The sequence below is a fragment of the Romboutsia sp. MSSM.1001216sp_RTP31141st1_G3_RTP31141_220114 genome (assembly GCF_039031195.1).
GTDB lineage: Bacteria > Bacillota > Clostridia > Peptostreptococcales > Peptostreptococcaceae > Romboutsia_C > Romboutsia_C hominis.
In genome coordinates this window covers 295,335-307,096 of the sequence record NZ_JBCIUO010000002.1, presented here as the reverse complement: position 1 = coordinate 307,096, position 11,762 = coordinate 295,335, and the positions used below count along the sequence as shown (strand labels likewise).

Genomic DNA, 11,762 nt, shown 5'->3' with positions numbered 1-11,762 from the left:
CCTTGGGATACCACCCTTGTAGTACTGGGATCCTAACCAGAGGCCTTGAATCAGGTCTTGGGACACCGTCAGGTGGGCAGTTTGACTGGGGCGGTCGCCTCCCAAAAAGTAACGGAGGCGCTCAAAGGTTTCCTCAGCACGGTCGGAAATCGTGCGAAGAGTGTAAAGGCAAAAGGAAGCTTGATTGCAAGACATACAGGTCGAGCAAGGACGAAAGTCGGACTTAGTGATCCGGTGGTTCCGCATGGAAGGGCCATCGCTCAACGGATAAAAGCTACCCTGGGGATAACAGGCTTATCTCCCCCAAGAGTCCACATCGACGGGGAGGTTTGGCACCTCGATGTCGGCTCATCACATCCTGGGGCTGTAGTAGGTCCCAAGGGTTGGGCTGTTCGCCCATTAAAGTGGTACGCGAGCTGGGTTCAGAACGTCGTGAGACAGTTCGGTCCCTATCCGTCGCAGGCGTAGGAAATTTGAGGAGACCTGTCCTTAGTACGAGAGGACCGGGATGGACGTACCTCTGGTGTACCAGTTGTTCTGCCAAGGGCATGGCTGGGTAGCTATGTACGGAATGGATAAGCGCTGAAAGCATCTAAGCGCGAAGCCAACTTCAAGATAAGATTTCCCACCGTAAGGGTAAGACCCCAGGAAGACTACCTGGTTGATAGGTCGAAGGTGTAAGTGCAGTAATGTATTTAGCTTATCGATACTAATAGGTCGAGGACTTGACCAAAATAAAATGATTGACTAAATGATATGCAGTTTTGAGGGTACTAAACTTAATCAAAAAAATAATATGCTGGTGTGGCTCAACGGTAGAGCAGCTGACTTGTAATCAGCAGGTTGTAGGTTCGATTCCTATCACCAGCTCCAGTAAAAGACTATGTATTTATACATAGTCTTTTTTGTTATAATAAATTACTTGCAATATTATAACTAATGATAAATCAAAATATAGAGTTTTATATTATATAAAAATAAATATTATATATAAATTATATTTTATAATAAAATTTATACACAATATAATCTAATTATGATATATTGTAATTAGATATATCAATAATGGATATATTAATTAATGATATAGAGGTATAGATAGTAAAATTGTTTAATCAATACCTAGACATATAAGTACAAGAGAAGAGTAGATTATGTGGGAGTAAATAGGTATTAGTGGTTGAGTAGCTTTAATAATAATTTTTGATTTATGTTTTGTTGTTAAGTTAGCTGTTATAAGTAGAATAAACGAATCAGCAATAGTTAATATGGGTAAAAAAGATTCCATTAAACATGTAGAAAAAATATTTGAATATGCGCAAAAAATAAAAATGTAAAGCTAAAGAGAGATTAAATATTGAACTAGGTTTATACCTATAGAAAGGAAGTGAGTAGAGTGAGTAGAAATAATTCACTACAAGAAGAGCAGTTAACGGAATCAGGGTATTATATACTTTTAGCATTATTAGTACCTATGCATGGTTATGGAATTAGTAAATATATAGAGGATTTGACTGAAAAAGAAGTTATAATAGGGCCTGCTACCTTATATACTATGCTAAAGAAGATGCAAGAACAAGATTATATAGAATTAGCTGGAGAAGAAGGAAGAAGAAAGATATATAAGCTTACAGAGAGAGGACTAAAAGTTATAACTATGGAAAAAGAAAGAAGATATAAGATGGCTCTTCATGGTGCAGAGGCCTTTAGTAGATTAGAGAGATAGATATAAGTAAATCAAAACGATTTAATGACAATGTAGATTAGTTATAAAGGGTAAATATAATAAATTAATGATATTAAAAAGGTGATAATTATGAGTAAAAATGTAAAATATATAGCATCAATGGGATTAGGATTTGCGGAAGAAAAAGAAATGAAAAAGCTAGGAAAATTAGCTAAAGAAGGATGGATATTTGATAATTTTGAGAAATTATCTTATAAGCTTGTAAAAGGAGAACCTCAAAATCTTATATACTATGTTGATTATAATGAAAATAAAGATGATTTAGATTCTTATATAGAATTAATAGAAGAAAGCGGATGGACTCATGTAACTTCTTATGAAGGCTTTCATTTTTTTAAGGCACCAGAAGGAACACACCCTATATATAGTGATGGATATACTTTAGGACTTAAATACAAGGCTATGAATAAAGGTGTTAAAAAGACCGCGATCTACTCAGTAGTAATAGCTATAATAGCAGGTTTAATAACTTATATAATGGAGAATATAGCAATAGATTCAAGTGTATATGAAGGCCTAAAATTTATTGTTTATATGATAGCAGGAGGAGCTTTTGGATTTTTTATAGCTTTAATACCATGTAGTATGTGTATTAAAAGCAAGATGAAAAAAGCAATATTATCAGCTAAAAATTAATGATTACAATTCTAAAACGTATATATAAAATATTAGATAATACCTATAGGGCTAATTAATTATTAGTCCAGATGATAGAAATATAGGCAAAATTTAAATTTTGACATAAATAATAATATATGATATATTATATACATCAATTAAATATTAAGTAAGCCAGACAATCGCGGGTAGCTTTTAGCTACGTGAGGAAAGTCGGAGCTCCATAGAGCAGGGTGCTAGGTAACGCCTAGTGAGAGTGATCTTAAGGAAAGTGCAACAGAAAATAACCGCCACTTTTGTGGTAAGGATGAAAAGGTGAGGTAAGAGCTCACCGTTTGCTAGGTGACTAGCAAAGCCGTGTAAACCCCACCTGGAGCAAGGCCAGAATAGGATAAAAAGGGTATTGCTCGTACCCTCCGGTTGGTAGGCCGCTTGAGTTTATTGGTGACAATAAGCCTAGAAAGATGATTGTCAAATACAGAACTCCGCTTATAGACTTGCTTATTATTTATAACACTAGTTTAGCTAGTGTTTTTTTATTGCACAAATTTATGTAAAAAACAATTAAACTAAATTGAGTATATCGAAAAATAAAGAGGATAAATATTGGAGTTAAAAGAAGCTATAGAGCTTATACGTAAAATGTATTGAAAAATAAAAAAATCTATATTAACTATATTCTATTAAAATTTCAAATAATCTTTTTAAAATATCATATCTAATATTAAAATAGAGCTATATATCAAGAGAAGCATTGATAATATATGTATAAATTTATACATATGTTAGAATATATTGAATTAAATTATTGTAAAAAGTTTCCGGTAAAATTGTTACATTTCTGACATATTGTTTATCCAATTTGTTCCTTTACTAACCAAAAGTATTACCTTATAATTAGCATTGCAACTTACAAAATTCGACAAGAGGTGGTGCTTATATCTAAATAAAGATTAAAGTGATAATATTATATTTATTTAGATAATCGATTATATAAATAAATATAAACAATACAGAAATGTTTATATAAAAAAATATATAAACATATATTTTAAATTGAGAAATTTAGAATTAGAAAAAATTACATTTAATAAAAAATTTTATTTATATTATAATAGAATTCATAATAATTAAAAAGTAACTAAGAGAAGGGTAGAACTACTATGAAAAGAAAACTTAATAAAAAAAGAGTAGCGATAGCAACATTTTTACCACTAGTAGCTATACTAGCCTTATTCACAGTAATTAGAGGAGAAATGAAAAACTCAGGTAATGAAAAAATTAGTAATAGCAAAGAAATAAGTAAAGACAAGAATAACAACTATAATACTAATAGCAATGAAGTATTTGAAATGGCTAATAGTGATAAAACAGTAGAGTCAGGTGTAAAAGCAGTAAAGCGATTAGAAAGTAAAAATATTACAGAGATTCAAGAAGAAATAAATGATATTAAACGTAAAAAAGAAGAGAATGAATCTAAAGATAAAAATAAGAAGGTAGACTATAGCACTTTGTTTGAAAACTCAGTTATAATGGGAGATTCAAGGGCGGAAGGTCTTACAGAGTATGAGATATTAAGTGGCTCATCAGTAGTTGCCTATAAAGGTAGAACTACTGTAGAGGCAAAAGATGATGTATCAACCGTAGTAGATTTATCACCTTCAAATGTAATTATGACTTATGGAATGAATGACTTAGAATTATACAGTAATCCTAAAGATTTTATAAAAAGCTATGAAAAACTAATCAAAGAAGTTCAAAGTAAGTTACCAAGTTCTAAAATTTATCTAACATCTATCTTCCCAGTACAACAAAAAGCCATAAACAAACAACCTATGCTTAAAAATTTAGATAGTTTTAATATAGCATTAGAAAATATGTGTAGTGAATTAGGAATTGGATATATAAATGTAGGCACTTTAGACTCTAAGTATTATGAGCCAGATGGAATACATTTTCTACCAAGTGCTTATAAATTGTGGTTAAATTCTATGGTATCACAAATGAATTTATAAGATTAGCATTTATGGACAAATCTATAAGGGAAGTGATTATATTGAAAAAGAAATTAAAAGTTAGTCTAATGATTCTTGTAGTTATGTTTTCTATGATTTTTATGAGCGGATGTGGAATTAATCAAAATAAGAAACTAGAAGATATAGAAAAAGATATAAGTAGTAAAGTTAGCTTAGATAAGATGGAAAAAGGAAATAGCAAAACTTTAAAAAGATACTATGGATTAAATTCAAATGACTTAGATAGTTTTATATTATACACTCCAAAGTCTACTATGGATGTAGATGAGATGTTAATAGTAAAAGTTAAGGATGAAAGTCAAGTTCAGTTCATAGAAGATGTTATAGACTCTAGAGTTAATAAACAATTAGAAAGCTTTAGTGGGTATGGACCAAAGCAATGTGAGCTTTTAGATAATTATGAATTAAAAGTTAAAGGTAAGTACATATTTTTTGCTGTATCACCAAAGGCAGAAGAAATGAAAGAGGCTTTTAAAGAAAGTATTGTTAAGTAATATAGTTTAAAATAAATACAATATACAAATAGTAAATTATGCAAAATATATGATTTGTATCGATATAAAAGTCAATTAATGTATACTTTATAAAATGAGAAAGTTTTAAATTAATATTTATTAAGATTTGAAATTTGCTTTAAATAAATATTTATATTTAAAAGTAATAGTATTAAGTAAAAATTGATTAATTTAATTAAATAAAGAAAATAGAAAGTAGGTAAAGGTGTGGTTTTTAGTAGTATAATTTTTATGTTTACTTTTTTACCTATAACACTAATGCTATATTATATAGCTCCTAGAAGTTTTAGAAATTTTATATTACTTCTTATAAGTTTAGTGTTTTATGCATGGGGAGAGCCTGTGTATGTATTTTTAATGATATTTACAACCATATTTGATTATATTATGGGGCTTATTATAGACAAGCATAGAGGCAAAAGTTTGTCAAAGGGTATATTTATACTCACAATAGTAGTTAACTTAGGAATATTAGGATTTTTTAAATATTATGGTTTCCTAATAGAAAATATAAATACTTTATTTTCTTTAAATATTTCCTATTCACAACTACCTTTACCTATAGGAATATCTTTTTACACATTCCAAACATTATCTTATGTAGTAGATGTGTATTTAAATAAGGTAAAAGTCCAAAAAAGTGTTATATCATTTGGACTTTATGTATCTATGTTTCCACAACTTGTAGCAGGACCTATAGTTAGATATTCTGATATAGACTACCAAATAGATAATAGAAAAGAAACTGTTAGTAAATTTGGAGAAGGTGCAGAAAGATTCATACAAGGTCTAGGAAAGAAAGTTTTATTTGCAAACAACATAGGTATGTTATTTACAAGTGTACAAGCAATGGATATAAACTCTATTTCAGTGCTTACATCATGGCTAGGAATAATAGCATACACACTTCAAATATACTTTGATTTTAGTGGATATAGTGATATGGCAATAGGTCTTGGAAAAATGTTTGGATTTGACTTTATAGAAAACTTCAACTATCCATACGTATCTAAAAGTGTTACGGAGTTTTGGAGAAGATGGCATATAAGTCTTGGAAGCTGGTTTAGAGAATATGTATATATACCATTAGGTGGTAATAGATGTTCTATACCAAAGCAAGTTAGAAACTTATTTGTAGTATGGTTTTTAACAGGTCTATGGCATGGATCTAGTTGGAACTTTATAGTTTGGGGATTATACTATGGAGTAATACTTTTTATAGAGAAGATATTCTTAAAAAATGTATTAGAAAGTATTCCATCATTTATAAGACATCTATACACTATGATATTAGTTATGATAGGATGGGTATTTTTCTCATATGATAATCTAGGAACTGGACTTTTGTATATAAGTGTTATGTTTGGATTAAATGGAAATCCAATTATAGATAGTACTTTTATATATTATTTATATACAAATATAATAATTTTAATTCCTATAATACTATGTTCAACACCAATAGTTAACATAGTATACAAAAAAATAGTGTATAAGAAAAAATGGGGTATTATACTAGGAATAGCTATAAATTTAATAATACTATTTATAGCAACGGCATATCTAGTAAATGCAACCTACAATCCTTTCTTATACTTTAGATTCTAGGAAGGGAGATTATTATGAAAAAAAGATGCTTAAAAAATAAAAATGAATCCAAAATATATAAACAAATTAGATATAAAAATAGATATTTTAAAACTTTAACTTTAGTATTTTTAGTATTTGTATTTTCGGTATTTACATTAAATATTGTAGCTAAGGATAAAGACTTTTCAGAATCGGAAAATAGAATGCTTGCAAAGAAACCAAAGTTTACATTTGAGAGACTATTAGAAGGTAGATTTACAACAAAATATGAAAAGTATAAGGTAGACCAATTTATAGGAAGAGATTTCTTTATAAATGTAAAGTCACATATAGATAGAATGCTTGGAAAAAAACAAAACAACGGAGTATATATATGTGATGATGGATATCTTATGGAAGGGTTTAGTAAGCCAGATAAAGAAAATTTAAATGAAAATATAAAAGCTATAAATGACTTTGCTAAAAAGCATAAGGATATAAATCAATATATGTTTATAGCACCAAATGCAATTAGCATACTAGATGATAAATTACCTACATATGCTCCAGTATTAGATCAAAAAAAATATCTAGATGATTTAAATAAATCTTTAGATAATAAAATAAACTTTATAGATTCATATAATGCACTAGATAAACATAAGGATGAATATATATACTATAAAACAGACCATCACTGGACGACTTTAGGAGCTTATTATGGATTTTTAGAAACTGCTAAAGCTATGAAGTTAGATAATAAAGGAAAAGAATATAATATAGAACCGGTAGCTAATGATTTTTATGGAACATTATACTCAAAAAGTGGATTTGCATCTAAGGATACTGATACTATAGATGTATATATTCCAAAGGATGATAATGATCAAGTAGTAGTTAATTATGTTGAGGAAAAGAAAAAAGCACCATCTATATATGATAGTGAAAAGTTAAAAACTAAGGATAAGTACGGAATATTCTTAGGAGGTAACCATCCATTAGTTAAGATAAATACAACATCAACTAGTGATAGAAAGCTATTATTAGTTAAGGATTCTTATGCAAATAGTATGGTTCAGTTTTTAACTCCTTATTTTAGCGAGATAATAATGGTTGACCCTAGATATTTCTATGAAGATATAGAAAAATTAATAGACAAAGAAAATGTAACTGATATGCTTTATTTATATAATGCTAATACATTTTTCTCTGATAATACATTAGCACCAGTTTTAAATAATATATAAATACTATTTTAAGTAAAATAATAATAGATAAGTATTAACAAAGAAAAACAATACTATTTTATATTATATAGGGTAAAATTTATATAATCAAACTACTAATTTAGATACTGTATGGCTAATATACAGTATCTTTTTTTATCGTTATTATTTATAAATATAAGGTAAAATATATAATCAATAATCAAGCTATAATGATATAATCTAATTAAATCACAATTGTTATATATTACGAAGTAATTATTAATTAAGAGATAGATTTATACTAAGCTCAATTCCTATGATTTTAATATTAGTAAAAGAATAAATCCACGAATAAGAAATTTTTGAATTAGAAAAATGATTAATAATTTATAGGAAACCAACAATATATTTACTTTATTATTGACAACTAAAAAAATATCGATTATTATAAAGATAAATTAATTGAGCTAAATTAAATTTTAATTAATTAAAATAATTACAAGAAAGAGGCTGCTATGGGTAAATACGATGTTTTAAAATTGGAAAACCAGATCTGCTTTCCTTTATATGCATTATCAAGAGAGATAATAAAGCTATATAAGCCTTATCTTGATAAATTCAATCTTACGTATACTCAGTATATTGCAATGCTTGTAATGTGGGAAGAGGAAAAGATAGTATTTAAAGAACTTGGAAGAAAACTTCATTTAGATTCTGGAACTCTTACTCCTGTATTAAAAAAGCTTGAGTCTATGGGGTTTATAGTAAAGTACAGAAGTAAAGAAGATGATAGAATTGTAATTGTTGAGCTTACTGAAAATGGAAGACAACTTAAAGATGAAGCTATTACAATTCCAGAAAAAGTATTTTGCGAGTCTAAAATTTCTGGAGAAGATGCTATTCAACTTAAATATTATTTAGATAAGATATTAGAAGGTTTTATATAATTAAAGATGTAGTTCACTTTTTAAGTGAATTCATCATCTTTGATTACATTGATACTTTCATGCATCAATTATATTAATTTTTATATACTAATCGATTGAATTAAATTAAATTTATATAAATTAAAAATATTTGGAGGGATATATTATGAAATTTTATGATTTTACTGCAAATAAAATGAATGGTGTAGAAGTTAAAATGGATGAGTATAAAGGAAAGGTGTTATTAGTTGTAAATACAGCTAGTAAATGTGGGCTTACTCCACAATTAACAGAACTTGAAGAAATGTACAAAGACTATAAAGATAGAGGGTTTGAAATACTTGGATTCCCTTGTGGTCAATTTGCTAATCAAGAGTTAGATTCAAACAAAGAAATAAGTGACTTCTGTCTTGTAAATTATGGAGTTACATTTACAATGTTCGAAAAGATAGATGTTAATGGAGAAAATGCACATCCAATATATAAATACTTAAAGGGTAATGCAAAAGGAATATTAGGAAATAAAATAAAATGGAACTTTACTAAAATCCTTATAGACGCTGAAGGTAATGTTATTGATAGATTTGCACCTACTACAACTCCTAGTAAAATAAGAAAAGATATAGAAAAATTACTACCATAAAAGTAGTATTTTCTATTAAAAATATAAAGAGGAGTAAGATAATATGAGCGAAAGATATGATTTAGCTATAATAGGTAGTGGTCCTGCTGGATTATCAGCAGCATTAAATGCCAAAATAAGAAAGAAGAGTTTTATAATATTTGGAACTAAAGAGCTTAGTGGAAAGCTTACTAAAGCAGAAAAGATAAATAACTACTTAGGGTTCTATGGAAAAGGTGGAAAAGAAATAAGAGATGAATTCATGAACCATCTTGAGTCAATGGATATAGAAATTACAGAAGAAAAGATAAACAACATATATGCTATGGGAGATTACTACTCATTAATGGCAAAGGATAAGATTTATGAAGTATCTGCTGTAATATTAGCCACTGGTGTTAATTTCGGAAAGACATTTAAAGGTGAAGAAGAATATTTAGGTAAAGGTGTAGGATATTGTGCTACTTGTGATGCTCCTCTTTACAAAGATAAAGTTGTTGCAATAATTGCTTATAATAAGCATGATGAAGATGAGGCGAACTTTATAGGTACAATTGCATCTAAGGTTTACTATATACCAATGTATAAAGAAGAAGTTGAAGTTGACGAAAAAATAGAAATAATAAATGATACTCCATTAGAAATACAAGGTAGTATGAAAGTAGAAAAGTTAGTTCTAAAAAATTCAGAAATAGATACTGACGGAATATTTATCCTTAGAGATAGTATATCGCCAGGGCAACTTGTTCCAGGGTTAGAGCTGGATGGAAATCATGTAAAAGTAGATAGAAAAATGCAGACTAATTTAAAAGGATGTTTTGCAGCTGGTGATATTGTTGGAACTCCATACCAATATATAAAATCAGCAGGTGAAGGAAATATCGCTGCATTATCAGCTGTGTCATATATAGATGAGCTAAAAAGATGTTCAAAAAATAAAATAAATGAAATTGCATTATAGAAAAGAATAAGAGGTTCAAAAATGGTTGAAATAATAAATGAAAGTAAATTTGCAAATGAAATTAGCGAAGGAGTTGTTGTTGTAGACTTTTTTGCAACATGGTGTGGTCCATGTAAAATGCTATCTCCGATAATTGATAGTTTAGCAGAAGAAATGAAGGATAGCGTTAAATTTATAAAGGTAGATGCAGATGAGTCTGTAAATATACTACAGGAGTATGGTGTTGCTGGACTACCTACAATAGCAATTTTCAAAGAGGGTCAAAAGCAAGATATGATAGTAGGGTTCTCACCAAAAGAAATTCTTGCTGAAAAAATAGAAAATTGCTTAAACAAATAATAAATCTATAATAATAAAATAAAAGGAGAGATTAAATATGATATATACTTTCAATGTACAAGAAATAGGTGGCAATGAGGCTACAATGAAAGACTATGAAGGAAAAGTATTACTTATTGTAAATACTGCAACTGGATGCGGATTTACTCCACAATATGAAGGTCTTCAAAAAATATATGATAAATACAATGATAAGGGGTTTGAAATATTAGATTTCCCATGTAATCAATTCTTCGGGCAAGCACCAGGAACTAATGAGGAAATAGTAACTTTCTGTCAACTTAAATACAATACTACTTTTAAGACTTTTGCTAAAATAGATGTTAACGGAGAAAATGCATCTGAGTTATACAAATACTTAAGAGAGCAAGCTCCAAATGCAGAAGAAGATGCTGCTTCAGAAGGTCTTTATGCTATGCTTAAGCAAGGTGGATTCACAACAGAAGGTGATGAAATAAAATGGAACTTTACTAAATTCCTTGTTGATAGAAATGGGAATGTAATAAAAAGATATTCTCCAACTTGTGAGCCAGAAAAGATAGAAAAAGATATTGAAAGCTTACTTAAATAGATTAATTAATACTTTAAGTAAATTTAAAGATTATTATAAAAATAGTATACAACCTAGAAGTATTAATAAAAACAAAATACTAAGTCAGATGACTTAGTATTTTTATAAATAAAAAAAGTATAATGAAAAATACAATTATTACATTAAAATCTATTGTATAAAAATAATATTTTTTAATTCGCATTATTAATATAATGCGAACTTGGGAGTAGTTTAGTAAAATAATATAAAAACCACATCCATTTACTATTAATAAGTAGATGAATGTGGTTTTTATATTGTAATTCTAGTTTGATTATACTATTTGATTATATATAATCAAAATCAATTAATTGCAATATAAGGCTTACAATATATTAATTATACTTTTCACCATATATTCCATAATATAGTATTGTTTTTCTTTGTTTTAGCATAAAAATTTTTAGAGTATAAATGTAGATCAAGATAAAAAGGCTAATGATATAGTTAGTGAATCATAAGAATATATAATAACAAGTAATAAAAAATAAATGAAATGATTTAATTATGAAAGGTATAAGTAAAAAGAATAAACTAAATTATTTGGTGGAGCTTTTTATAATTAATAATTTCACTATAAATAATAAAAGTTACAATACGTAAAATTAATATATAAAAATATCATAAAG

General features: G+C 28.1%; 11 protein-coding genes, 1 tRNA gene, 1 rRNA gene and 1 other RNA gene. All 14 read left to right on the top strand.

Annotated features, from left to right (window positions below):
* Positions 1–733 (top strand): 23S ribosomal RNA (locus tag ABCP60_RS06920); the annotation flags it as partial.
* 65 nt (positions 734–798) lie between these two features.
* Positions 799–873, top strand: a tRNA-Thr gene (locus ABCP60_RS06915).
* 523 nt (positions 874–1,396) lie between these two features.
* A complete protein-coding gene (locus ABCP60_RS06910; RefSeq protein WP_343101518.1) occupies positions 1,397–1,726 on the top strand; it encodes a helix-turn-helix transcriptional regulator in 330 nt (109 codons plus the stop codon).
* 90 nt (positions 1,727–1,816) lie between these two features.
* Positions 1,817–2,383 carry a DUF2812 domain-containing protein gene (locus ABCP60_RS06905; protein ID WP_343101517.1) on the top strand — a complete coding sequence of 189 codons (567 nt, stop codon included), beginning with the start codon at positions 1,817–1,819 and terminating at the stop codon, positions 2,381–2,383.
* 148 nt (positions 2,384–2,531) lie between these two features.
* An RNA gene (gene rnpB / locus ABCP60_RS06900) (RNase P RNA component class A) lies at positions 2,532–2,873 on the top strand.
* A 655-nt stretch (positions 2,874–3,528) separates the two neighbouring features.
* Positions 3,529–4,380, top strand: a complete 852-nt coding sequence (locus ABCP60_RS06895; RefSeq protein ID WP_343101516.1) for a GDSL-type esterase/lipase family protein — start codon at positions 3,529–3,531, stop codon at positions 4,378–4,380.
* A gap of 41 nt (positions 4,381–4,421) precedes the next feature.
* Entirely contained in the window at positions 4,422–4,895 is a 474-nt protein-coding gene (locus tag ABCP60_RS06890) for a DUF4358 domain-containing protein (RefSeq protein ID WP_343101515.1), read from the top strand.
* 252 nt (positions 4,896–5,147) lie between these two features.
* Positions 5,148–6,524 (top strand): MBOAT family O-acyltransferase, encoded by a 1,377-nt coding sequence (locus ABCP60_RS06885; protein WP_343101514.1) that lies wholly within the window; start codon positions 5,148–5,150, stop codon positions 6,522–6,524.
* 14 nt (positions 6,525–6,538) lie between these two features.
* Positions 6,539–7,732 carry a DHHW family protein gene (locus ABCP60_RS06880; RefSeq protein WP_195581433.1) on the top strand — a complete coding sequence of 398 codons (1,194 nt, stop codon included), beginning with the start codon at positions 6,539–6,541 and terminating at the stop codon, positions 7,730–7,732.
* A 476-nt stretch (positions 7,733–8,208) separates the two neighbouring features.
* Positions 8,209–8,640 (top strand): MarR family transcriptional regulator, encoded by a 432-nt coding sequence (locus tag ABCP60_RS06875; RefSeq protein WP_092923831.1) that lies wholly within the window; start codon positions 8,209–8,211, stop codon positions 8,638–8,640.
* A gap of 145 nt (positions 8,641–8,785) precedes the next feature.
* Complete coding sequence (locus tag ABCP60_RS06870; RefSeq protein ID WP_343101513.1) at positions 8,786–9,262, top strand: glutathione peroxidase; 477 nt, start codon at positions 8,786–8,788, stop codon at positions 9,260–9,262.
* Between the two features lie 43 nt (positions 9,263–9,305).
* On the top strand, positions 9,306–10,202 hold the full coding sequence (locus ABCP60_RS06865) for an NAD(P)/FAD-dependent oxidoreductase (protein WP_092923836.1): 897 nt from the start codon (positions 9,306–9,308) through the stop codon (positions 10,200–10,202).
* Positions 10,203–10,223: 21 nt separating this feature from the next.
* The gene (trxA, locus tag ABCP60_RS06860) at positions 10,224–10,541 is read left to right on the top strand and encodes a thioredoxin (RefSeq protein WP_092923839.1); all 318 of its coding nucleotides are present in this window, start codon (positions 10,224–10,226) and stop codon (positions 10,539–10,541) included.
* Positions 10,542–10,578: 37 nt separating this feature from the next.
* Positions 10,579–11,112, top strand: a complete 534-nt coding sequence (locus ABCP60_RS06855) for a glutathione peroxidase (RefSeq protein ID WP_092923842.1) — start codon at positions 10,579–10,581, stop codon at positions 11,110–11,112.
* Positions 11,113–11,762 lie beyond the last annotated feature (650 nt).

Coding starts and splice junctions, on each gene's coding strand:
- trxA (WP_092923839.1), top strand. CDS start 10,224: ATGGTTGAAATAATAAATGAAAGTAAATTTGCAAATGAAATTAGCGAA.
- ABCP60_RS06870 (WP_343101513.1), top strand. CDS start 8,786: ATGAAATTTTATGATTTTACTGCAAATAAAATGAATGGTGTAGAAGTT.
- ABCP60_RS06895 (WP_343101516.1), top strand. CDS start 3,529: ATGAAAAGAAAACTTAATAAAAAAAGAGTAGCGATAGCAACATTTTTA.
- ABCP60_RS06855 (WP_092923842.1), top strand. CDS start 10,579: ATGATATATACTTTCAATGTACAAGAAATAGGTGGCAATGAGGCTACA.
- ABCP60_RS06885 (WP_343101514.1), top strand. CDS start 5,148: ATGTTTACTTTTTTACCTATAACACTAATGCTATATTATATAGCTCCT.
- ABCP60_RS06880 (WP_195581433.1), top strand. CDS start 6,539: ATGAAAAAAAGATGCTTAAAAAATAAAAATGAATCCAAAATATATAAA.
- ABCP60_RS06865 (WP_092923836.1), top strand. CDS start 9,306: ATGAGCGAAAGATATGATTTAGCTATAATAGGTAGTGGTCCTGCTGGA.
- ABCP60_RS06875 (WP_092923831.1), top strand. CDS start 8,209: ATGGGTAAATACGATGTTTTAAAATTGGAAAACCAGATCTGCTTTCCT.
- ABCP60_RS06905 (WP_343101517.1), top strand. CDS start 1,817: ATGAGTAAAAATGTAAAATATATAGCATCAATGGGATTAGGATTTGCG.